Origin of the sequence: Pontibacillus chungwhensis (assembly GCF_030166655.1) — a bacterium.
Classification (GTDB): Bacteria; Bacillota; Bacilli; order Bacillales; family BH030062; genus Pontibacillus.
Genome location: NZ_CP126446.1, coordinates 1,477,943 through 1,500,838, shown reverse-complemented (window position 1 = coordinate 1,500,838; position 22,896 = coordinate 1,477,943). Strand labels below are relative to the sequence as shown.

19 protein-coding genes and 1 riboswitch are annotated in these 22,896 nt (G+C 44.2%); of the genes, 3 read left to right on the top strand and 16 right to left on the bottom strand.

The features are described from left to right. Positions 1-27: 27 nt before the first annotated feature. From QNI29_RS07790 to QNI29_RS07725, 14 genes are all read right to left on the bottom strand, one after another. Positions 28-1,326 (bottom strand): (Fe-S)-binding protein, encoded by a 1,299-nt coding sequence (locus QNI29_RS07790; RefSeq protein ID WP_231415824.1) that lies wholly within the window; start codon positions 1,324-1,326, stop codon positions 28-30. After that, on the bottom strand, positions 1,319-2,722 hold the full coding sequence (locus QNI29_RS07785; RefSeq protein WP_231415823.1) for an FAD-binding oxidoreductase: 1,404 nt from the start codon (positions 2,720-2,722) through the stop codon (positions 1,319-1,321). The genes QNI29_RS07790 and QNI29_RS07785 overlap by 8 nt, the downstream gene beginning before the upstream one ends. A 603-nt stretch (positions 2,723-3,325) precedes the next feature. After that, a complete protein-coding gene (locus QNI29_RS07780) occupies positions 3,326-3,853 on the bottom strand; it encodes a sporulation initiation factor Spo0A C-terminal domain-containing protein (RefSeq protein ID WP_231415821.1) in 528 nt (175 codons plus the stop codon). 296 nt (positions 3,854-4,149) lie between these two features. Further along, positions 4,150-7,350: a cellobiose phosphorylase gene (locus QNI29_RS07775; protein ID WP_231415820.1), complete on the bottom strand. Its 3,201-nt coding sequence runs from the start codon at positions 7,348-7,350 to the stop codon at positions 4,150-4,152. A 21-nt stretch (positions 7,351-7,371) separates the two neighbouring features. After that, positions 7,372-8,700: a glycoside hydrolase family 30 protein gene (locus QNI29_RS07770; protein ID WP_231415818.1), complete on the bottom strand. Its 1,329-nt coding sequence runs from the start codon at positions 8,698-8,700 to the stop codon at positions 7,372-7,374. Positions 8,701-8,712: 12 nt separating this feature from the next. Continuing rightward, entirely contained in the window at positions 8,713-10,047 is a 1,335-nt protein-coding gene (locus QNI29_RS07765) for a GH1 family beta-glucosidase (protein ID WP_231415817.1), read from the bottom strand. 17 nt (positions 10,048-10,064) lie between these two features. Beyond that, positions 10,065-10,943, bottom strand: coding sequence for a carbohydrate ABC transporter permease (locus tag QNI29_RS07760; protein WP_231415815.1), 879 nt, complete (start codon positions 10,941-10,943; stop codon positions 10,065-10,067). A 4-nt stretch (positions 10,944-10,947) separates the two neighbouring features. Further along, complete coding sequence (locus QNI29_RS07755) at positions 10,948-11,841, bottom strand: carbohydrate ABC transporter permease (RefSeq protein WP_231415813.1); 894 nt, start codon at positions 11,839-11,841, stop codon at positions 10,948-10,950. Positions 11,842-11,947: 106 nt separating this feature from the next. Then, positions 11,948-13,267: an ABC transporter substrate-binding protein gene (locus tag QNI29_RS07750; RefSeq protein WP_231415812.1), complete on the bottom strand. Its 1,320-nt coding sequence runs from the start codon at positions 13,265-13,267 to the stop codon at positions 11,948-11,950. Positions 13,268-13,484: 217 nt separating this feature from the next. Then, entirely contained in the window at positions 13,485-14,495 is a 1,011-nt protein-coding gene (locus QNI29_RS07745; RefSeq protein ID WP_231415810.1) for a LacI family DNA-binding transcriptional regulator, read from the bottom strand. 1,093 nt (positions 14,496-15,588) lie between these two features. Continuing rightward, on the bottom strand, positions 15,589-17,082 hold the full coding sequence (locus tag QNI29_RS07740) for an MDR family MFS transporter (protein ID WP_231415808.1): 1,494 nt from the start codon (positions 17,080-17,082) through the stop codon (positions 15,589-15,591). A gap of 105 nt (positions 17,083-17,187) precedes the next feature. Next, positions 17,188-17,505 (bottom strand): DMT family transporter, encoded by a 318-nt coding sequence (locus tag QNI29_RS07735; RefSeq protein ID WP_231415806.1) that lies wholly within the window; start codon positions 17,503-17,505, stop codon positions 17,188-17,190. Next, positions 17,505-17,852 (bottom strand): DMT family transporter, encoded by a 348-nt coding sequence (locus QNI29_RS07730; RefSeq protein ID WP_231415804.1) that lies wholly within the window; start codon positions 17,850-17,852, stop codon positions 17,505-17,507. Before QNI29_RS07730 ends, QNI29_RS07735 begins: the two co-directional genes overlap by 1 nt. After that, positions 17,852-18,448, bottom strand: coding sequence for a TetR/AcrR family transcriptional regulator (locus tag QNI29_RS07725; protein ID WP_231415802.1), 597 nt, complete (start codon positions 18,446-18,448; stop codon positions 17,852-17,854). The genes QNI29_RS07730 and QNI29_RS07725 overlap by 1 nt, the downstream gene beginning before the upstream one ends. A gap of 150 nt (positions 18,449-18,598) precedes the next feature. Here QNI29_RS07725 and QNI29_RS07720 point away from each other — a divergent pair, with 150 nt between their 5' ends. Beyond that, positions 18,599-19,291, top strand: coding sequence for a metal-dependent hydrolase (locus QNI29_RS07720; RefSeq protein WP_231415801.1), 693 nt, complete (start codon positions 18,599-18,601; stop codon positions 19,289-19,291). 45 nt (positions 19,292-19,336) lie between these two features. Here the strand turns inward: QNI29_RS07720 and QNI29_RS07715 are convergent, their stop codons facing one another. Beyond that, positions 19,337-19,753: a universal stress protein gene (locus QNI29_RS07715; RefSeq protein ID WP_231415800.1), complete on the bottom strand. Its 417-nt coding sequence runs from the start codon at positions 19,751-19,753 to the stop codon at positions 19,337-19,339. A 132-nt stretch (positions 19,754-19,885) separates the two neighbouring features. After that, the gene (locus QNI29_RS07710; RefSeq protein WP_231415799.1) at positions 19,886-20,758 is read right to left on the bottom strand and encodes a glycoside hydrolase family 191 protein; all 873 of its coding nucleotides are present in this window, start codon (positions 20,756-20,758) and stop codon (positions 19,886-19,888) included. Between the two features lie 38 nt (positions 20,759-20,796). Further along, positions 20,797-20,883, bottom strand: a riboswitch (cyclic di-GMP riboswitch). Positions 20,884-21,049: 166 nt separating this feature from the next. On the opposite strand from QNI29_RS07710, the gene rlmN reads away from it, so the two are divergent. Together rlmN and QNI29_RS07700 are read left to right on the top strand one after the other, a co-directional pair. Further along, the gene (rlmN, locus tag QNI29_RS07705) at positions 21,050-22,135 is read left to right on the top strand and encodes a dual-specificity RNA methyltransferase RlmN (RefSeq protein WP_231415798.1); all 1,086 of its coding nucleotides are present in this window, start codon (positions 21,050-21,052) and stop codon (positions 22,133-22,135) included. Positions 22,136-22,261: 126 nt separating this feature from the next. After that, the gene (locus QNI29_RS07700) at positions 22,262-22,867 is read left to right on the top strand and encodes a TetR/AcrR family transcriptional regulator (RefSeq protein WP_231415797.1); all 606 of its coding nucleotides are present in this window, start codon (positions 22,262-22,264) and stop codon (positions 22,865-22,867) included. Positions 22,868-22,896 lie beyond the last annotated feature (29 nt).

The following is a 22,896-nucleotide window of genomic DNA, read 5'->3' as shown; positions in this document are numbered from 1 at the left end:
ATCTTTTGCGAGACGAACGATTACCATTCACTTTGGAACAGGATTTGCCCTCATCAGCACATCCACTAAATGGGCAGCGCTCATGTCTTCCTTCTTTCCAGCTCGTTCTACCCCCAGTTTCATCTGGAGCAAGCATCCTGGGTTCGTAGTAACAATCGTTTCAGGATCACGGGCACAAACGTCCTTCATTTTTACATCTAAGATCTCCATCGACTCCTCGTAGTTTACAATGTTGTATACACCAGCAGAACCACAGCAAAAATCAGGACGCTCCAGTTCCTTAAACGTAATACCGGGAACTTTTTCAAGGAGGTTGAGAGGAGGTTCTTTCACCTTTTGGACATTGGTCATGTGACAAGAAGGCTGATAGGTGACAACCTCATTCACTGACTCCGTAAATTGAAGACCATCAAGTTCGACTAAAACCTCTGAGATATCTTTTACTTTCCGAACAAAAGAAAGAGCACGCTCCTCCCACTCAGAACCTTCTTCAAACAGTTTGTGATATTCCACTAAACGAGCCCCGCAGCCCCCTGCATTGTTGACGATATAGTCGATGGAGCCTTGTTCAAACGCTTGGATATTTTGCTTCGCCAGTTCAACAGATGTATCGATTTGACCGGAATGGGCCTGGAGCGCACCACAGCACGTTTGACCATCGAGCACGAGCACCTCAGCTCCACTCCGTTTTAACAATTCGATCGTCTTCTCATTCGTACGCCAAAATAAACCATCCATAATACACCCTATAAAAAAGGCCACCGTCATCTTTTTCGGTCCGTCAGCAGCATAAGCCTTCTTCCTCTGCCGTCGTTCTTTAGGAGATGGCAGATCAGGGATTACCTTCTCAAATTGCTCAAGTGGAGTGGGCGCGACTTTCGTTAAATGAAGACGCTCTGCAACCCGCTGTAATCCTGAGGCTTGATACAACCAGGTCGCCTCTCCTAATCGGTTCATCCATCCTTTTGAAGGAAAGAAGGATTCAAACAAAAAGCTCTCTAAACGTTCTGTCCGACGTGGCTTCTCCGTATTTTCTTCAATGACTTCTTTGGCCCCTTCCAAAATAGTCCCGTATTGCACATCCGTCGGACATACGGTGGTACAGGCCATGCATCCAAGACACTTTTCAATTGGATTTTGAAGTTCTTCGATACCGATCTTCTCTTCAGCTACCATCTTCACAAGGTTAATACGCCCTCTCGGGGAATGGGTCTCCCTTTCCATCGTCTCATATGTAGGGCAAACGGGCAGGCAGTAGCCACACTGCACACAATCAAACGTTAAATCATAGCCAATCTTTTTCTGGAGCTCTGCTACATTACTCATCTCGTAACACCAACTTCTGGCCCTCTTCCGGAAAGATCTTACCAGGGTTCATGATGCCATTTGGGTCCCAGGCGTCCTTCATACGCTTCAACATAGACACGCCGACTTTTCCAAGCTCCCGTTCCATAAACGGAGCTTTCATGGTTCCGATGCCGTGTTCTCCTGACAACGTCCCACCAAGTTCAATAGCCGCTTCAAAAATGGCCTCTACCGCGTCTTCCACACGCTTCATCTCTTCCTGGTCCCGCTGGTCACACAGCACATTCGGATGCAAATTGCCATCGCCTGCATGTCCAAACACCACAATCTCAACGTTGTGCTTCTCTTTAATACCACGGAGCCGTTCAATCATTTCTGGAATTTTACTTCTTGGCACCGTCGCATCTTCTGATACTTTCGTTGGTTTAATCTGAGCAATCGCAGGTGATACCTGTTTCCGCGCATGCCACATTTCTTGGGCTTCTTCCTTCGATTGAGCAATCTTCGTTTCCCTTGCTCCGATGTCTTCCATGACATCTTGAACGAGTTTTGCTTCGACTTCTAACGCTTCTGGATGCCCATCAAGCTCAACAAGGACCACCGCTTCAGCATCTGTTGGCAAACCAGAAGGGTAAAAGGATTCAACAGCTCGTATACACGCCTTATCCATAAACTCCATCTTAGACGGCAGCACACCTGAGGTTAGCGTTTTCGAAATCGCTTGCCCCGCGAGACGTACTTCATCAAACACCGCCATTAATGTCTGGACCTCAGGAGGTTTCGGGACGAGCTTAAGGGTTGCTTCTGTAATAACCCCAAGCGTTCCCTCTGATCCGACGAGCAGCTTTGTCATATCAATGCCTGTTACGTTTTTAATCGTGCCACCACCTGTCCGAATCACCTCTCCCTCAGGCGTTACAACTTCAAGGCCAAGCACGAAATCTTTCGTCACTCCGTACTTTAACCCCCGGGGCCCTCCTGAATTCTCCGCTAAATTGCCACCAATCGTAGCCACATGGGCACTGCTCGGGTCAGGTGGATACATCAGCCCGTGTTTCGCTGCTTCCTCATCAATACGAGCCGTTAACACACTGGGGCTCACGACAACCGTCAGATCATCTGCTTTCACCTCAATCTCCCGTGGCCACTGGGAGATGTCTAATACAATACCACCATGAACGGGAAGGGGGCCTCCACTCAGACACGTTCCCTGCCCTCTTGTGTAGACAGGGACCTTCCACCGGTTGGCTACCTTTAATACATGGACGACTTCTTCTTTGTCTTTTGCTTGCACGACCGCCTCTGGGATGTATTGACCAAAGGAGGCATCGAAGCTATAGCTAGACCGATCTGCGAGGTCTGTTAATACTCTGCCAGCAGGGAGCTGGCTCTTGATTTCATCTATCCAGTCACTCATACCAATTCCTCCCTTATGTAACGACTTTTTTACAGTCGTTAATTGATTGAGATGTACCACTTATATGGCTTTCTTTCTGAGATGAGAGATGTTTCCGTTAGCTTTAGTCTGAGCGTAAGAAGGGCCTGGAAACCACTCGCTTTCCTGTGGGGAGCTGGTGAGCCTCCTCAGCCGGCAGAGCCGGCCTCCGGGGTCTCACCTAGGCTCTTCTGCCCACGGGAGTCTCGCAGTTTCCAGGCCCTTCTTTTCCAAAATTGAGGTAAACGGAAACGCGTTTTATAATGTAACTTTAAGATGACTGTGCGTGGGTCCGTTAACATCATATTTTCAAGGCTTACTCGCGGACCACCCGAGGGGTAAGAAGCCTAGCAGAAAAGAGGTCCAAGCACTTTCCCAGCATCGGACCCTCCCCCCTCTGTCTTGAAACACGCTTAAACAAACCTATGTAAAAAGAAGAGCACTCCACCTGCTCTTCTTTCATCGTTTCTATTCTTCTAATACCCGAACAACCGGTAAAAAAATCCTGAATCCCATTCATCTTAAATCGTAAAAAAGACCACACATATCCCGTTAAGGAGAAATGTGTGGTCAATTGAGCGCAAATTACATATTCACTTCCGCATACAATACTCGCTCGCCTGTGCGATCTTGATGGATCTTGTCGACAAGGAGGGTGATGAACAAACGGTTAGATGGTTTCTGTTGAAATACGTGCTCGGGGCATTCTAGCCACTGACTGAATAAGGTGGCGCTTCCTCGTTTCCAAGCTTGTTCAATGGCATGACGAATAGCCCTTTCAACACGGCTTGACGTGGTTCCGTAGGAATTTGCAATTTCCGGATAAAGGGATTTGGTCATCTTCTGCAAGTAAATATGATCCTCAAAAACAAGCGTAGCTGCTTTTTGAATATATTTGTAACCCTTTATGTGTGAAGGAACGCCGATTCGTTGTAAATAGTGGATAATGAGCCCACTTAACGGTACGCCTTCTAATTCTTCGGTTTCCTGATGACTTACTGGATTATGTTTAAGACGATCGACCTCGTCTTCTAATTCTCTTACTTTCGTTTTCAACCCTTGCATATCGTATAGTAACTGTTGAACAACGGTACGAATTTGATTTTCTGTCATAATCTAACCCTTTCTAACCTCATAATGGACTAGTCCAAATGTTTCAGATAAAAAGAACCACAGATTTCCTCAATGTTCCAACTATCAAAACTCTCCTCATTTTACCATAGATTATGTAAGTAGAGTGTTGTTTTTCCATTAAAAATGAAAATCTACACTTTCTCCTACATTTAATTCTTCTTCTTTTTTCTATACGATTGATTATGACAAAAGTTTCAGAATAATGAAATCTTAGACCGCACCTACTACTTGCAAACAAAAAAAGAGCTCTTAGTGAGCTCTTTTTTCCGTACTAGTTAAGCAAAATAAACAACGATCGATGCTACTTTTCCGTCTCGTATGGCTTGTGCATGAGGCTGGCCAATTTCTTGCCCCTCTACCGTTACGCGTTGTCCATCTTTATATATAATCTTGCTGGACTGAATCGTCGCACCTTTTTCGCCAAATGTATCTTTTCGTTCTGGGTTACGGTAGGTCACCCGTGTGTGGCCTAAGAAGGTAAAGGAAACCTCACCATCATCCGTGAATAGCTCACCCTGAAGAATAGGATTTAGGGCTAAGTGCAGTTCACCAGCACGCATGTAGAAAGGACCTTCCCCCATCATCATATACTTCCACATACTAAGAAATTCTGCTGTTGATCCACTCAGTCTCGCCACGAAACCTTGCCCGTGAGTGTTTGGATCGGGGTTGACTGAACTTGCGATAAAGGAAGAGTTCTCAAGAGGACTTCTTCCATACTCAGCCGGATCTAAAAACGGCACAAGGCTACTCTTCATCTCTTCATAATAGGCATCATATAAACCAGCTTTTAATAACGAAAGCAAGTATTTATAAGACATGTGAAGGAAGACGGATTCACGCTCAAGCCAACCAGGAGTAAACGCCTTAATTCGGCCAATCTCATTGGACTGTCCTTCTAAGCTTACAGACGTTTTAAACATATGAATTCCTCTGTCATAAAGGTCACTTTGTTTAACCTGATGATGAATCTCTTTACGGTCATCGATCACTTTCATCGCCCGGGCAGGACCTTCTAGGAATGTTGGCAGCACATGTGTCTTCCATTCCAGGACCTCTGCACGATTATATCCATCTTGCCCTTCAACCGTGTTAAAGTTGATCGCTTCATAGTAGAAGTACGTAGGATAAAGACCTTCTCCCCATTCCTTAGCCTTCTCCATACCATGATCGACTTTATTCATAAAGCGACGGAAGACGGATAGAAGCTTTGCCCCACCCATCGTTTCTTCCTGTCCTTCAAGGCCAAAATGAATCGATTCACGATAATGCTCTCGTAATGTAGCAACGCCATCCCAATAAGCGAAGTCTGATACTTCTTGGTTCTCCCATTGTTGAACCAAACGGTCGACTCCTTTAAGAAGGGTGGTCATTTCAACCGGTAGACGAAGATCCTGTTCCATCTTCTCTAATGAAGGAATGATAAAGGCGAGAAGCCTTTTTAGTTCGAACGTTTCACTCATCCCTGAACCAACAAGACCAGGCAGCCCGTTTAAGGCATCGTTCCATCCTGGCTTATTTGCTTCCATCTCTACGCCCATTCCCTCTGGGTCTAGTAGCGAGAATTTGTTAAGCGCAAGAGAGATGAGTTTCTCCATTAACGACGTTTCGTAAATCGTTCCTTTACCATAATCCGTTCTTAACCAATTCGTATCATTTAGACTGACTCCAAGATGAGCTTCTTTCTTCTCATCCTCTTGGATAGCGCCGTATTGGCGGACTCCTTTTGGCGTGACCACGTACTTCTCACGTCTTGGCGCAATACGCACTGGACTATCGAAGTAGCGATAGCGTTTGTCTTCATAAAGAAGTTGATCCATTTTGTCTGGGTAGATCGCTTTAAAGTTTTCGATTAGATCCATATTATAAGTCCAGTGGTCGACCCAGTAGCCTTCTCCGAAGCTCGCTTCCATTCTTTGCTCAGCATGACTTAATACGAATGTGAAGATCTCCTCCACCGTTCCTTTTAAAGAAACCTTTTCATCTTGTAAGAAGGTCATGACTTTGCCCGGAGTGAAGGGTTGTGATAGGAGCGTTTCAAATTCGTCCTGATAAGAATATACGGCTCCTTCTACAACGGTCCCAAGATTTTCTTCATGAATTTCAAATTGGCATCCTTCTACTAATAATGGATTGTAGCCATCAGCCTGGATAAAGTTCATAAACATACGTACGTTAAAGGAACCTACCTTCGGATTGAAGTACAGATCGTTTCGACGATTCTGGTTCATATCTCTAAAGTTACCGTTCCCTTGCGAGTAGTATTCCGGAGCAATCTTAAAGAAGTTATAATCTCTCTCTAAGTCCCCATGTTTTCTGGAGTACACATGATAGATAAACCCATCTGCCCCGTTGTCTAACACAAGAGGAAGACCGCCTCTTAAAAAATTATCCAAGTAGCTTTGGCGGCAATATTGGTCAAACGCTTTCGAAGATGTCTTCGTATCGATCGCATCCGTCAAACCCTCAACAAGTTCCATGGCCATTTGTTCCTTCTCATCTAAGAAACGTTTTTGAACGAGTGTATCGACTTTACGGTCAATCTTTGAAGCATCTGATACGTTTCCTATAATGGTATCAAGAGAGACTGAACCATTTCCCTCCACCTCGCGCGTTAATGCAGTAAATCCACAAGGCACCTTGTTTTTTGGATACTGATCAGTAGATAGAAGCTCATCCGTAGAATGGCTTAGGAAGCGTTCAGGATGGAGAAGGGATTGATCACTGCCAAAGATCACATTCGCATCCACAATTGGCGGTAATAATACCTCATCATCAGAGAACGACATGTAAAAGTGACCGCCCTCAATTTCTCTGACCTCCGCTTCATCTTCCATACTGGCACGCACTTTGTAAAAAGGCACCCGCTTCTCTAAGTTAAACACTTCCATCCAGCTTCGTGTAAGGTTTCCGACTTCTTTATAAGCGGCGTTTGTGACACCATACGTGAGGATCTCTGGTAAACCATCGAGCAGTTCAATCTCTCGCTTATCCTCTCTGAGATTCACAATGTCCACTCGTCGCACGAGAGCAGCGAAATCCTCTCCAGGCATCGTAAAGTAGGTCACGTTTACTTGAAGGTCATAACCATGGTGGATTTCCTGGATCCTGAGACCATTCGCTTCTACGGTCATTTTGCGCTCGATTGTTTCCTCATCGACTCTTGGAGAGAAGGGTTCATAAACCTCTCCCTCGCATTTGATAAAAGTTCGAAACCCTGTATTTGTCACATTTTTATACGCAATAGAGGCAGGGGAGAATTCCATAATAGGATGGTCCTTATCCTGAATTCCGAAGCTACAAATCCCCTGGCCACGGTTCACATAAAACGCCCACATCGGAATTCCGTCTACCCCAGCTATTCCAGGCAGGAAGCTTGAGAATGGCTTGGCCCGGTCAAACTGGCGAATCTCAAACCGATCCTCTTCGTCAAAACGATAGGATACTCCTTTAACTCCGTCTTTTACCCCTTCCATAAAACACCCTCCTAACATGATTTATTCCCAAATGTACGTCGCAATTGAATGAGGAGAAAGCTCTGCGTTAAATCCTTCCTCATCTCTTTGTACCGTAAAGTTCGCCTTATCGTCCGTTTCATTCATCACAACCATTACAAGTGACCCGTCCTCATTCAAGAAGGCTGTCGACTGCAGGGAAGGATTGTTGATCTCTAAGCCTACCCGAACAGCACCCGGGCGTATGTATTTACTAAAGTGACCGATATAATAGAAAGAACTGTTGTAATGAACCTCTCCTGTTTTTGTATCTGCGATAATCGGGGCGTCACAAAGATTGCCTACATGGTTCGGACCGCCTTCCTCATTCAGGACCATATTCCAGTCGATGTATCCTTCTGTCCAATTGTTTAAGTCCCCAATCATATTGCGGCCATAGCGTTCACCTGTAAACCACTCCCCAAGCTTCACGCCACCTTCCTGGCACCCTTCTGTAAACAGCAAATGTTTGTCCGGAAAGCGTTCATGAACCTCTCCTACGTTTTCAAATGCTTCACTGACATACCAGTGGAACCCTGTTCCCCACACATATTTCGCTGCTTCTGGATCTTCTAAAATCGTCGAAGCCCGCTCTACCATAATGTCACGATTGTGATCCCATATGAGTAACTTCAAGTCTTCCAACCCTTCACGGACAAGCGTAGGCCCAAGGTTTTCTTTAATAAAATCACGCTCTTCTTCGCTCGTATAAATGCAAGAATCCCAGACCTGCACAGCGGCTGGCTCATTCTGAACAGATAATCCCCAGATATCAACGCCCGCTTCACGGAAAGCATGAACAAACTTCGCATAATATTTTGCCCACGTATCCTTGTACTGTGGCAAAAGCTTCCCGCCATTATTCATCTCACCATTTGTCTTCATCCATGCCGGAGGACTCCACGGTGAGGCCAAAAGCTTAATCTCTCCACCTTTTTCAGCCATGGCATCCTTAATGAGAGGCAGCACCCATTTATGTTCTCGTTCAATAGAAAACGTAGATAGCTCTTCATCCCCATCTTCTACGTATGTATAATTACCAAGAGCAAAATCACAGCTATGGATTGCCACTCTTCCAATCGTATAACCAAGTCCCTCACGCTCGTGAAAATAACTGCGAATCACTTCCTCGCGTTTCTCTGGTGAGATCTGGCTTAGGGTATAAGCTGCTGCTTCTGTAAACGCTCCTCCAAACCCAAGAATCTGCTGGTAACGTTTAGTTGTCTGAACCTGTAAATCTCCTTCCTTTACAGAAAGGAGAGGGAGAGTCCCCCGTTCGGTTAACCTCTCCCCTTTATCTCTTGACGTTATAATTTCACGAATCTGCGTCATGAGTTCTCCTCCTTATATGGTGCGTGCCCGCACAATTTCAGTGTATCGTTTCGCACTGTCTTTGACATATCGTTTCTGCGTTTTAAAATCAACATACGTAATTCCAAAGCGCTTATCGTAACCAAATGCCCATTCGAAGTTATCAAGCAGGGACCACAGATAGTACCCTTGGATTCCCATTCCTTCTTCATTTAACGCTGCAATCGTTTCAAGGTGTTGTTCTACGTAACTTTTACGCCCTTCATCCTTCACCGTTCCATCCTCTTCTAACTGATCATCAAACGCTGCGCCGTTCTCGGTAATAAAGATCGGCAACCTTGTGTAATCCTCACGAACCCGGTAGATCAGCTCTCTGAACTCATTAGGAGAGATGTCCCATCCCATACCCGTCTTTGGATAATCAGACTCGGCATGCTGGTATAAAAATGGGTGATCGGCTGAAGCTTCGATTAGAGCACGGTTATAGAAATTAATTCCGAAGAAATCACACGGAATCGATATCAGTTCCAAATCGCCATCATGGATAAAGTCGAAATCACAGCCATTCTTACCATAAAGCGCCTTCATATCTTCCGGATAACTTCCTTTAAATACCGGGTCAAGGAACCAACGATTCAGGTATCCGTCGAAATGTTGAGCTGCTGTATAATCCATCTCTTCTACACTTGCAGGATAGACCGGTGAAAGGTTTAAGGTAATTCCAATCGGCTTATCTTTTTTCAACGTTTCTTTATAATACTGAACGGCCATGCCGTGAGACAGAAGGAGATGGTGAGCAACCTGAATCGCTTCTTGCAGGTTCTGATGCCCTGGTGCATGCACTCCTTCATAGTATCCTAGCATTGCTACACACCATGGCTCATTGTGTGTAATCCACATATCGACCACATCATCAAGTTCCTCGAAGCATTTCTCTGCAAATTCCATAAACCAGTTGATGCTCTCGCGATTCGTCCAGCCACCTTTTTCGTACGCCCATTGAGGCAAGTCCCAGTGATAAAGCGTGACAAAAGGACGAATGCCTTCTTCCTTTAAGCGTGTAGCTAATCGTTTATAAAACGCCATCCCTTCAGGATTGTACTGCCCTTCATGTGGGAAAACCCGAGGCCAGGCAATCGAAAAACGGTACGAATCGACCCCAAGGCTTTTAATAATTTCAATGTCTTCTTCAAAACGGTTATAGTGATCACACGCAACATCGCCTGTGTCTCCGTTATTAACTTTGCCTGGTGTTAAAGAGAACGTATCCCAGATAGACGGGGTACGACCTGCCTCATTGACGGCTCCTTCAATTTGATAGGAAGATGTCGCTGTTCCAAAAATAAAATCCTCTTTAAATCGCTGCATAGTGAAACCCCTCTTCTTTATCCTTTAATTGATCCTGCTGAAATACTGCTGATGATATATTTAGAGAAGAATAGAAACGCGACCATAATCGGTACAACAGAAATCGCAATTCCTAAATACATTGATCCTAAGTTTGTCGCTACTTGTGAACCTTTCAAGAATCCCATCAGTACAGGGAGCGTATATTTCTCTGGTGAGAACAAGACAACAAGCGGTACGATATAGTTGTTCCAAGATCCAATAAATGTGAAGATCGACATTGTCGCAACCGCTGGCATCATAATCGGTAGAGCCACTGTATGGAAAATCTTTAATTCGCCTGCTCCGTCCATACGAGCCGCTTCAAGTAAAGAAGGGTGAAGCGTCGTAGATAAGTACTGACGAAGGAAGAACACAACAAATGGACTCGCAATCGCTGGTACAATTAACGGAATGTACGTATCAAGCGTTCCAATCGCATTGTTAAGCTCATAGAATCCAATTAACCCTAGTTGCCCAGGAACCATCATCATAAGAAGCATGAAGATGAATAATAGATTCTTTCCTTTAAATTCATAAACCGCAAATCCAAATGCCGTTAAAGCAGAGAAGTAACCACTTAATACAGTAACGGACACCGAAACAATCAAGCTGTTCTTAAAGCCGTTCCAAATGTTCACATAATCCATCATCGTCCGGTAGTTCTCTATAAGGGCACTCCCTGGAAGGAACGAGAATCCACCTAAAATGTCTTGGTTTTCACGGGTTGCGTTAATGATCATCATATAGAAAGGAACGATGCTGATAATCGTTAGTAAGATCAACAGGGTGTAGATCGCCTTTCTGGAGAAACTTCTTTTTTTCTTTACCCCTTGTTTTTTAACGGGCACGTTTAATGACTTTTTCTCAGTTTTCATCTCGTTACCCCTCTTTCTTCTCGTTAGTTCGATACATAGATCGGAATGTTACTACAGAGAACAACACAGTGATGAGGAACAATGCATAAGCAATTGTTGCTGCATATCCGTAGTTGTTATAGCGGAATGCTTGGTTATACAGATAGAGAACCATGGTATTCAAGGATCCCTCAGGTGCCCCGAGCCCATCTGTGATTAACATCGGTAAGTCAAATAGCTGCAATCCACCAATTAGTGAAGTAATCATGACATAAAGCATAATCGGTTTTAATAGAGGCAGCGTTATATGTACAAATGTCTGCCATCTGTTCGCTCCATCAATAAGAGCTGCTTCATATAGTTCACCAGGAATGCCTGACACCCCGGCCATTAGAACGATAAAAGTATACCCAAACCACATCCACGTTAAGATCAGCGCGACTGATATTTGAGCGGTTGCCGGTTCGTTCAACCAATTAATAGGATCAGAGATAAGACCAATTTTCATTAAGAACATATTGATCGAACCATGCTGCCAATCAAGCATAATGTTAAATAAAATCGCAACCGAGCTAATCGTAATCAAGTTCGGTAGGTAAAACACAGCCCGAAAGAATCCGATCCCTTTAATGCGGTATCGTAAATCGGAGAACAGTGCTGCCAGGAATAACGCAATTCCAAGTTGTAACGCAAAGTTTAATCCCCAAATCTTCCACGTATTAATAAAAGCTTCTAAAAAGTAGCCATCCGTTAAGATGCGTGTATAGTTCTCGAGTCCAATGAACTCCGGTTTTCCATACCCTTCATACTTCGTAAACGTGTAATAAAAGGTCAGCAAAACAGGATAAATATTAAAAACGAGAAAGATCGCGAAAAATGGTGCGATGAAATAATATCCCTTATGATTCAGCTTCTTCATTGGAATCCCTCTCTCTATCAGACTATCAGCATAAACCCTCTTTAATAGAAAAGAGGCGGGCGCAGGTCCACTTGGGAGACTGGACCACCTCTTCTATCCTTGCTCTTTATGGTGTCTTAATGTCCGGATAAGCATTTTTCACTTGCTTGTAGAACTCTTCAAGTGCTTCTTCTTTCGATTTCTTATCATCGACGTACTCAATGACCTGACCACCAAGCAATGTATCTAACTGCTGGTCATACTTCGTTACGACCCCTGGCTCAATCTTCTTCGCCTGCTCTAGGAAGAATGTGTAGTTATTCTGTCCATTTAAGAATGGCTCGCTGAAGTCGTCTTTGATCTTCTCGTTAACAGGTTTATAAGATAAAACGTCACCTGTTTCTTTCGCCCAATCTGTTAAGAATTCTTCATCATGCGTCATCATTTGAACAAAGTCCCAAGCTAAATCTTTCTTCTCAGAACCGCTGTAAATTCCGATCCAAGTTCCACCCCAGAAGTATGGTACTGGACCCGTTGTTACACCCCAGTCGCCTTCTGTGCCTTCAGCGTTAGGCTTTAACACACTGTGAAGACCCCAAGTTGGTAGCGCGTAAGAGAATACTTCCGTTTTGTCACTTGCATTTTCATCTACTTCTTCCCATCCGCCGTTATAAGCGATCGGACCGCTCATAGAAGCGTTCCAAGATGGAGACCATTCTGGAGCAAATGCTGTATAATCTTTCTCTCTTAATTTCTTCGCGTGATCAAAATAGTTCAGTTTCGCATCTGTCATAATCAATTCATTGTCTTCATTTACCCAAGGCTGTGGATCTTCACCTTTAGCAAACCAACGAATCGCACCTTCATCAGGGAACAAGCGGTAGCCTTCTTCTTTTAGCTGCTCGCCCACTTCAAATAGTCCGTCCCAAGAAGACATCATCTCACCTAACTGATCTGGATCATCTGTACCAAGCACTTCTTTCGCGATGCTACGTTTGTAGAAAATACCACCTGGTGTCGTCTGCCAAGATAGCGCTTTCACGTTACCTTCAGAATCTTTCCCTAAATCGTAAACATAATCAATGTAGTCGCCTTCCCACTCATCCGCATTGTAAGGCTCTTGAGATAAGTTTTCCCAGTAGTCACGATCTGTCCACTGCTTTAAGAATGCAACTTCTCCTGTAAATACGTCAGGAGCTCCTACTCCACTTTCCAACACTGGCTTTAACTTAGTAGGATAATCGGCAATCGGAACAATGGTAAGTTCAACTTTTACCCCGTTCTTCTCTTCAAATGTTTTGATCGGCTCTTTCAATTCATCCGTAAACGACCAAACCTTTAACACGTCATCATCTTTATCCGATGATGCAGACCCTGAATCAGAACATCCAGCAAGCAATCCTACTCCCAACATCAATGCCAACAACAATGACCAGCTCTTCTTCATCTTACTACCCCCTATAAAGATTTTATTAAAAAGGTACCAGGACCTTCTCCTAACAATTCCGAAACCGGTTTCGGATGCGGTAAAAAAATATAAATGCGACTTTTCTCGAAACCGCTTTCGTAAATCTTAAAAAAATATAAGTTCAACCCTTGCCCGAAACCGCTTTCGTTTTCGTGTACAAAATGCTTTTAATGAACTCATTAAAAGCACTGCTTGCTTAGGCAACAGGTCCAGAACTCTTTCGAACAATCAACTCGACTGGAACTTGGATACATCCAATATATTTATCTTTACAATCGATTTGCTTCAATAGTAGTTTCGCAGATTCTTCCCCGATTTGATCGGTTCGCTGCCTGATCGTCGTTAAAGCGGGATACGTATATTTGGCAAGTTCGATATCATCGAATCCAACCACTGATAGATCATCTGGCACCCTCAGGTTATGCTCGTGAATCTCATTAATCGCCCCAAGCGCCAAGTTATCCCCCGCCGCATAGACGGCAGTTGGCCTTTCTTCTAACTCAAGCAATGACCTCATCGCTTTCTGGCCACCTTCGATCGAGAAGTAATCTCCGTTTACAACGTATTCATTCGGCAACCCAAGATTCAAAGCTTTCACAGCTTGCAAGAATCCTTTTTTCCGCTGCTCCCCTGCAAACGTTGACTCATGCCCGGCAATATGGGCAATTCTTCGATGTCCTAGGTCATATAAATGCTGCACGGCAAGTTTACTTCCTTCATAATTATCGGAGTAAACCACACTCGATTGATCACTACTCATATCGATGACCACCGTCGGAATCGAATCATTCATCAATTCCTTCACTTGCTCATCCTCATACGTCGAGCAAACAATCACAACACCATCAACGCCTCGATAACGAAAATGTTCTAAGTAACTCTTCCTCTGATTGCTAATGTTCCTTGATACAAACAGAAGATCATATCCTTCTACTTCTACATACTGTCTAAAACTCTCAATCACTGCATTAAAGAACGGATGCTTGACCCCAATCCCTAACGACTCTACGAATACTACGCCGATCGTCCAGGATTTCTTTGTTGTCAATGTCCTTGCATGGGAGTTTGGTAGATAATCCATCTCCTCTACAGCAGCCTGAATCGCTTTCTTCGTTTTCTCACTAACATCAGAATAATTGTTCAATACTTTCGATACGGTTGTGACAGAAAATCCTGTCTTCTTAGCAATGTCATAGATCGTAACCATAAGGTCCACCTCTTACTTTCGAAAGCGCTTTCGTTGCTTTCATTATAACCATCCCCTTCTTAGAAAAGCAACCTATTTTTTGAAAATTTTTAAGTTTATTTTTTGATTGGTGTTTAGGCTTTTGTATGGCGGGGTAAGTGAGATAGTTTTATAGATTTGGCCCAAAAGGAAAGCTCTATCTTAGCTCGACTTCTTGTGAGCTTTGCCTGTATTTGTGTGATCGCCCGGCGCCCCGGGCGGAGGGGCTTGAGCCGGTTTTGCTCTTACTTGAGTTGTTTTGCTCCTACTTAAGCCGCCTTCCATGAACTTGAGCTGTTGATCTTCCTCTTGAGCTGTCATTTTTCCTGCTTGAGCCGTTACTCGCTGAACTTAAGCCAGTTCCACTACCTCTTGAGCCGTTGTGACTCTACTTAAGCCGTTCTCGTCCAGCTTGAGCCGTTGCGTCCCGAACTTGAGCCGCCCGCCCCAGCTGCGCTCAGTCGCCTGATCGCCCGGCGCCCCGGGCGGCGGGGCTTGAGTCGGTTCCCCTCTCACTTGAGCCATGCTCACTCCACTTGAGCCGCCTGCCACGTACTTGAGCCGTTGATCTTCCTCTTGAGCTGTCATTTTTCCTGCTTGAGCCATTACTCGCTGAACTTAAGCCAGTTCCACTACCTCTTGAGCCGTGCTCGTCCCGCTCGAGCCGTTACGTCCCGAACTTGAGCCGTCCACCCCAGCTGCGCTCAGCCGCCTGATCGCCCGGCGCCCCGGGCGGCGGGGCTTGAGCCGGTTCCCCTCTCACTTGAGCCATGCTCACTCCACTTGAGCCGTCTGCCACGAACTTGAGCCGTTGATCTTCCTCTTGAGCTGTCATTTTCCCCTCTTGAGCCGTTACTCGCTGAACTTAAGCCAGTTCCACTACCTCTTGAGCCGCCCATCCCGAACTTAAGCCGCTTCTCCCACTTGAGCCGTCCAGCACCGAACTTGAGCCGTCGCACCTCAACTCGGGCCGCGCTTCTCCCACTTGAGCCGTCCGCCGACCCAAACTCACCCCATCCTCCCAAAACAAAAAAAGCAGCCCCATCCATTCAAGGGACTGCTTCCACTAAATCTTCTATTTAACCGCTTCTGCCTGAACGTCTGAAGACTCTTCCTGCTCAGGGGCAGCACGCTGCACAAATAACGTGACGATAAAGGCTGCGATTGCGAAGAAGAAGACGATCCAGTAAACGAGCTCCACTCCGGAAACTAAGGCTTCTGCTTGAGTACCGGCTGTGGTTGGATTTGCTGCTCCTTCGAGATACGCATTTTTACGGGAAGTCATGATTCCGATGAATACAGAAATCCCGATTGCGCCTGAGACAGGTTGTAACGTATTCATAATCGCCGTTCCGTGCGGGTACAGATGTTTCGGCAATTGATTTAAACCGTTTGTCTGTGCTGGCATCATGATCGCAGATACAGAAAGCATCAGAAGAAGGTAGCAGACGACTATGTAAGGAATCGATGTATCTAGACCGATACGGCTGTAGGCAAACATCGTTCCGCTTAACACAATCGTAGCTGGAATCATCAGCTTTCTTGGCCCGAATTTATCAAATAGTTTCCCCATGATCGGTGACATAAGACCGTTTAGCAGAGCACCTGGTAACAAGACAAGGCCTGCCGTCGCTGCTTCAAGTCCTAATGCTCCTTGCATATACATCGGTAGGATGATTTCTGAGGAGAACATGGAGACCATGATAATAACAAACATCGTTAGTCCGAGTGTGAACATCGGATAACGGAATACGCGAACGTCTAGAATCGGTTCGTCTAGCTTCAGCTGTCTGATGGTAAACAAAATCAGCGCAACGACTCCGATGATAATCGAAAGGTAAACTTTCGGAGCAAGGAAGCCTGCGTCTCCTTCTCCTGCTAAGCTAAATCCTAACACGACGCCGCCGAAACCGATCGTTGATAGGACAATGGAGAATAGATCTAACTTTGGCTTAGTCACTTCTCCTACATTTCGAAGGAACTTAAGGGCGAAAGCAATGGAGAATAGCGCAAACGGAATAACCGTGATGAATAAATATCTCCAGCCCAGGTGTTCAACGATGATACCTGAAAGCGTTGGGCCGATCGCCGGTGCGAACATAATGACAAGCCCGACCGTTCCCATCACCGCACCGCGCCGTTCCGGTGGGAAGATTAACAAGAACGTATTGAAGATGATCGGGATCAGGATTCCTGTTCCGACCGCTTGTAACAAACGTCCCGCCAACAAAACAGCGAACGTAGGAGCGATCGCACAAATGGCCGTACCAATCGTGAAGATCGTCATCGTTCCAATAAACATTTTTCTTGTCGTAAATGATTGAATTAATAATGCCGAAATCGGAGTCATAATTCCCATGACAAGCATAAACCCTGTCGCCATCCATTGTACCGTTGGCTCAGATATTGAGAAACGATCCATGAGTGTCGTCAGGGCAATGTTGAGTAACGTTTCATTTAATATCGCAAAAAACGCCCCGATAATCAGCGTGATCATCACGGGCATGACTTTAAAATTCGGATCATTGGCCAGAAACTCATAGCGCTCGTTTTGTTTCGTTTCGTCCATGATGTCGTGTCTCCTTTATTCGAATAGATTCCAAGTTGTTATTGTAACCTATTTTGATACTTTTGTGTTCCCTCACGCCTTCACAGAACTAAAAATTTTATCAGTCTAAGCTGTGGTTACTTTCAACCCAACAATCCCGATTACAATCATTGAAATAAACAAGAGTCTGAGCCATTCTTTTGATTCACGGAAGAAGATCATTCCGATTACAACCGTCCCAATTGAACCGATCCCGGTCCAGACACCATACGCTGTTCCAATTGGAAGTGTCTCAATGGCTTTTGATAACAAATAAAAGTTAATCACACCTGCCACGAGCATTAAGAAGACGTACCCTTTCTTCTTAAACCCATCGGTCATCTTCAAAAATGTCACGCCTGAAACTTCTGCTATCCCTGCAAAAATTAACTGAATCCATGCCATTAGTGGCTCACCTCACTTCCTTCTGTCTCTTCTTTCTCGGTCACTTTAAGCCCTAATATTCCTGTTAATAGAATGAGAATGAAGAACACTTTCATCACACTGACCAATTCTGGATTCATTATAAATTCAACCGTCACAGCACCGACCGTACCGATCCCTGTAAAGACGGCGTAGGCTGTACCTACTGAAATAAATTCCATCGCTTTCGAGAAAATAAAAAAACTTATCACAAGCAGAATAACCGTTGCCACACTGGGGACCAGTACGGTGAATCCCTCTGATTGCTTCATCGTAAAGATCCAAATGATTTCAAGAAGTCCAGCTACAATTACATATGTCCAACCCATTAGTCCCCCTCCTTCTCTATTGGAGCAAACGCACGCCACGTCATGGCTTTAACCGCTTCTACCCGCTTATTAAATTCGGCCTCATCATAATAGCTGTACTCGACAAAGAGGCCATCTAGGACACAATTAATCATGGCAACGCCTGTCTCTCCATCCACTTCTCTTATTTCTCCTGAGTGAATCGCTGCGTCTAAATCCATTTTGATCATCTCGTTAAATTCTTCTTCATATTCGAGTAGCTTGGCTTTTAGTCCCTCTTTAAACGCTTCAGGAGGAAACATCGTCATCCGTCTCCACAGATTCGCATTAACATCTTTCTCTTTATAGAACTGAACATGCTGATCCATCATAAAGTGAAATCGCTCACGGAACGGAAGGTGTTCAACATCTTTCATCCCTCGCGATAACTTCGCAATTTCTTCCTGGTAGGCACCGTCAATGACGGCCCAGAATATCTCTTCTTTATTTTTAAAATGTGAATAAATCGAAGCCTTCTTCATGCCGACCCGCTCTGCCAATTCTGAAAGAGCCGTTCCCTCATAACCTTTGTTCGAGAACAAATACAGGGCTTCAGTTAAAATTTTATCTTTACTCATTGTGAACCTCCTCGCTACCTAACGTTCGGTAGTTAAATTATATCTAGTTCCTTTATTTCGGTCAACCCTCTCCTATTAAAGGTTTAGATTAGAGACGAATCGGTTAACACCTTAAAGATACAATATCCTAAAAAAAGGACGTACATGCTTATGACACAGCTACTCGTGAACCACATCCCTTCAACTTTGATGCACATCACAACAGCAATGGTTTTGACTCACCTTCTTTTCTATAAGAAAGAAATGTCGTACAAAAGGCGTCTATTAATGGTCGTATCTGGTGCTGTTATTGTCCTTTTAATCGATGTACCGAAATTAATGGACATAATCTTCACCCATTCCCTTTTCTTCTTACCCATCACGAGTTTCATCATCGCCCTTTTGGTCAAAAAGATCTTCCCTTTTTCCCTTATCAGGAGATGGATCGGGCTCGGGGTCGTTCTTCTCTTAGCGGGTATTGGAGTAGATTATCTCGGCAACGGTGCCCACCTTTTCTATCCGCTACATAAGCAAAATGTGGCGTATTCGGTTATCAAAAGGGACCTATGGCTTCTTGGCGGCATGATGTTACTCACCCTTTTCTCCTTATCTCAAAAGCTCTATGGGTGGAAATGGGTGTGGAGTGGACTTCTCATTCTAGTCCTTCTGTTAGGCGGAAAAGTGTACACGAAACACCAGCTAGAGAAGACCTTAGATGAACGGTATGAGGAAGAAAACATTATCCGGATCACCACCGAACCGATTCCTTACGTAGGATACAAGTGGCGATTCACGCTTTATTCTCAAGATCAGATCACGTACGGGAAAGCTGTCGGTGGCGACATTTCAGAATTACATGAATAAAAAAAGCCACTCTTCTTGAACAAAAGAGTGGCTTACCTTTTGGCTTTATTTAATGACCATAACCGGTGCGTCCACGCGCTTAACCACTTTGTGGCTGACGCTACCTAGGATCATTTCTTGAAGGGCGTTATGGCCGCGGCTTCCGATCACGACGCAATCGTAGTTGTTGTCGTTTGCGAAGTTAACGATTGTTGGGCCTGGTTCGCCGTGAAGGATATTTGTTTCAAATGAAACGCCTTCTTGTTCTAATACTTCCTGCACGGCTCTTGTTTTTTCTTTTCGTTTTAAATCGATCTCATACTCCGTCATATTGTGGAGCACGTCTTCTTTTGATTTGTTTCCGTCTATCACAAAAACAATATCAACTGTTCCGCCGAACTGATTGGCTAAAGCTGACGCATGCTTGGCAGAACGCACGGAGTGTTCAGATCCATCTGTTGCGAGTAAGATTCGTTTGTACATTGGATTCACCCTTCTCGTTTACTAGTTTAATGATTAGACCTTCCCCCATGCTAGCAGTCCTTTAGAGCCGGCGTAAATGATAGACTCTCAGCCATTACACAAAAAAGCCCGGGGTTTACCCCCAGGCCGATTCTAACGCTTCGTTAAAAAGGAAGCACCGCTTGTCCATTGATCGTAACTGTCTTGTTCGTACGTATGAATAAACCCGTAGCGATGGGCCAGGCCTGAACTTCTCTCCCATTCTTTAAATGCAACAGTAAACACTTGAACGCCTTGCTTGTCCTTAATCTTTTGTAACTGCTGGATCTTATTTTGAGCCCATTCGTCCTGGCTTACAATCGAGTGATCAAAGCTCTCCCACATAATTCCGTCCACATAAGGAGCTGTCGCTTCCGCAAGCGTATCAAAGCCCCAATTTTGCACGATGGGAAGATTCTTGTACTGCTCCTTAATTTTCTTTAAGAATGAGACCATAGCAGCTCGCTGCTTCTTTAAGATATCCGGCTTGTCCCAAAATTCATTATCGATATCTCCGACTGTATCTAAGAAAAGGCCGTCAAATTGTTTCCCTATTATATGTTGATTGATTTCTTTATGAACGATCGCTTGATAATGCTTAGAGGTAAAATCCATTAAGTAAGACTTCCACTCTGGGTAAAAAACCTTCTTCCCGTTTCTCTTGTAAAAGTCTTCTTCTTTTAATTCCTTCATTAATGCTTGATTCCATTCCGCTATTTCCATCGTAGTGATGTAACCAAGTACCATGGTTCCGGCAGATTGAATGCGCTGAATCTGTTCTTTTCTATAATGATAAGGTTCTAGTATGACTAGATCATATGCTTTCATTTCGTTGATAACCTCAGGCGTAGGCGCGCCGTAAAAGATCTGATACGTTTCAATCCCTTTAAAGGGCTGGTTCATTTCTTCACCTTCTTTTGCTAAAGATGGCACGGCAAATCCTAGCGACAGAGATACTAATAGAAGACAAACGACAACCTTTTTCATTAATAATCCCTCCGTAAATATACGTGAGGGATGGGTGGCTTCGCAGACTGGCGATCGGTACGGATTTCCGTCGACGACCCATGTCTTTGCGCCCTTGCCTTTCGACAGGTTTGCCCATCACCAAGTATAATGTTTTGATCTACTTCTATTTTATGTCATAATAGACAATTGCACAATTTAGAACACCCTACAAATTGACTCAAAATTATGATAGTTCACTTGCTGGTTGTTTACAGCGCGCAAATGGACTACTATAGGAATAGCGATTTTTTTAAAAGGAGTTTACAATATATGAAACAATCCATTTACGGATTAACGTTTGACCAACTGACGGATTGGATTTTGGAACATGGTGAGAAGAAGTTCCGCGCCAAGCAAGTATGGGACTGGCTGTACCAAAAGCGCGTAACGGAATTCTCTCAAATGAAAAACGTCAACCAGTCTTTGATTGATCTGTTAGACGAACATTTCACCCTCGGAACACTGGCTGAAGAGATCAAACAGGAATCTCAGGACGGTACGATTAAATTTCTATTTAAACTTGAAGATGGCAACGTTATTGAGACTGTTCTTATGCGTTTCAACTACGGTCTTTCTGTTTGTGTAACGACACAGGTTGGCTGTAACATCGGGTGCTCCTTCTGCGCAAGCGGAATCCTGAGTAAGAGCCGTGACCTAACAAGCGGCGAGATTGTTGAGCAGATTATGCAGGTTCAGCACCACCTTGACCGCCAAGGGAAAGATGAGCGTGTAAGCCACATCGTCGTAATGGGAATTGGTGAACCGTTTGATAACTATGACCACCTAATGGACTTCCTAAGAGTCGTAAACGATCAGAAAGGTCTTTCTATCGGAGCTCGTCACATTACGGTCTCAACAAGTGGAATTGCACCGAAAATGTACGACTTTGCTGACGAAGGCATTCAAGTGAACTTAGCGCTATCAATTCACGCTCCAAATAATGACCTGCGCTCTAAGATTATGAAGATCAACAAAGCGTACCCGTTAGAGAAACTCATGCCTGCTATTGATTATTATCTAGAGAAGACGAACCGTCGTATTACGTTTGAGTATATCTTACTGAAAGATGTAAACGACCATAAAGAAGAAGCTGAACAGCTCGCGAACCTGCTGAAGGATAAACGTCATCTATCGTACGTGAACTTAATCCCGTACAACCCGGTAGCCGACCACCCTTACGACCGCAGTGAGAAAGAAGCGATCCTTACGTTCTATCAAACACTTATGGACCGCGGCATCAAATGCGGAGTTCGTACAGAGCACGGAACAGATATTGACGCAGCTTGTGGTCAGCTTCGCAGTAAGCAGATCGAGAAAGAAAAAGCACGTAAAAAGAAAAAACTTCAAAACAGTTAATGACACGAGGCCTTTAGTGCCTCGTGTTTTCATTTGCATTTTTGTTGACGAATGACACTCTGTCATATATAGTAGATCAAGTGCTTATGTGACACATTGTCACATGCGTGTGCAAGGAGGAGAAATATGCCGAAACCAACGTTTTATAACTTAAACGAAGAGAAAAGGGAAACGTTAATCGAGGCCGCCAAAGAAGAGTTTTCGAGAGTCTCTCTATATGACGCCTCCATATCAAATATTTTGAAGAAAGCCTGTATTCCAAGAGGCAGCTTCTATCAATATTTCGAAGATAAAGAAGATGCATTCTTTTACTTGTTAAATGAACATGCAAAAGATCAGCATGAACACTTCCTTCAGTGCTTGAAAACGCAAGATGGGGATTTATTTAAGGCGATGGCCGATTTATTTCAAACTGCGCTCGAACAGTCACAAGAAGAAGGACAGAACAACTATCTTCGGAATGTGCTGTTAAATAAAAACTATAAGATCGAGAAAGAAGTAACGAAGTACATTCGTAAGGAATCAAACGATTCTAGATTCACACAAGTGAGCCAGCTCGTAGATCTAGAAGGGTTAAATATTAAAAGCTCAGAACAGCTCTTCCACATCTTTGAAATTGTGATTGCGATCACCTTCCATAACCTGGTTCAGTGCATTGCAAATGATTACACACAAGAAGAAGCCATGGATAAATATCAAAAAGAAATCCGCATGATTCAAACTGGTCTTTGAGGATAAATTTCACTAAAAAGAAAGAAGGG

Bases quoted from the DNA above. Each gene is read 5' to 3' on its own strand.
- QNI29_RS07740 (WP_231415808.1), bottom strand. From the start codon at position 17,082: ATGGACGAAACGAAACAAAACGAGCGCTATGAGTTTCTGGCCAATGAT.
- QNI29_RS07755 (WP_231415813.1), bottom strand. From the start codon at position 11,841: ATGAAGAAGCTGAATCATAAGGGATATTATTTCATCGCACCATTTTTC.
- QNI29_RS07770 (WP_231415818.1), bottom strand. From the start codon at position 8,700: ATGACGCAGATTCGTGAAATTATAACGTCAAGAGATAAAGGGGAGAGG.
- QNI29_RS07730 (WP_231415804.1), bottom strand. From the start codon at position 17,852: ATGGGTTGGACATATGTAATTGTAGCTGGACTTCTTGAAATCATTTGG.
- QNI29_RS07790 (WP_231415824.1), bottom strand. From the start codon at position 1,326: ATGAGTAATGTAGCAGAGCTCCAGAAAAAGATTGGCTATGATTTAACG.
- QNI29_RS07700 (WP_231415797.1), top strand. From the start codon at position 22,262: ATGCCGAAACCAACGTTTTATAACTTAAACGAAGAGAAAAGGGAAACG.
- QNI29_RS07785 (WP_231415823.1), bottom strand. From the start codon at position 2,722: ATGAGTGACTGGATAGATGAAATCAAGAGCCAGCTCCCTGCTGGCAGA.
- QNI29_RS07715 (WP_231415800.1), bottom strand. From the start codon at position 19,753: ATGTACAAACGAATCTTACTCGCAACAGATGGATCTGAACACTCCGTG.
- QNI29_RS07760 (WP_231415815.1), bottom strand. From the start codon at position 10,943: ATGAAAACTGAGAAAAAGTCATTAAACGTGCCCGTTAAAAAACAAGGG.
- QNI29_RS07745 (WP_231415810.1), bottom strand. From the start codon at position 14,495: ATGGTTACGATCTATGACATTGCTAAGAAGACAGGATTTTCTGTCACA.
- QNI29_RS07710 (WP_231415799.1), bottom strand. From the start codon at position 20,758: ATGAAAAAGGTTGTCGTTTGTCTTCTATTAGTATCTCTGTCGCTAGGA.
- QNI29_RS07780 (WP_231415821.1), bottom strand. From the start codon at position 3,853: ATGACAGAAAATCAAATTCGTACCGTTGTTCAACAGTTACTATACGAT.
- QNI29_RS07750 (WP_231415812.1), bottom strand. From the start codon at position 13,267: ATGAAGAAGAGCTGGTCATTGTTGTTGGCATTGATGTTGGGAGTAGGA.
- QNI29_RS07775 (WP_231415820.1), bottom strand. From the start codon at position 7,350: ATGGAAGGGGTAAAAGACGGAGTTAAAGGAGTATCCTATCGTTTTGAC.
- rlmN (WP_231415798.1), top strand. From the start codon at position 21,050: ATGAAACAATCCATTTACGGATTAACGTTTGACCAACTGACGGATTGG.
- QNI29_RS07765 (WP_231415817.1), bottom strand. From the start codon at position 10,047: ATGCAGCGATTTAAAGAGGATTTTATTTTTGGAACAGCGACATCTTCC.
- QNI29_RS07725 (WP_231415802.1), bottom strand. From the start codon at position 18,448: ATGAGTAAAGATAAAATTTTAACTGAAGCCCTGTATTTGTTCTCGAAC.
- QNI29_RS07720 (WP_231415801.1), top strand. From the start codon at position 18,599: ATGACACAGCTACTCGTGAACCACATCCCTTCAACTTTGATGCACATC.
- QNI29_RS07735 (WP_231415806.1), bottom strand. From the start codon at position 17,505: ATGGCATGGATTCAGTTAATTTTTGCAGGGATAGCAGAAGTTTCAGGC.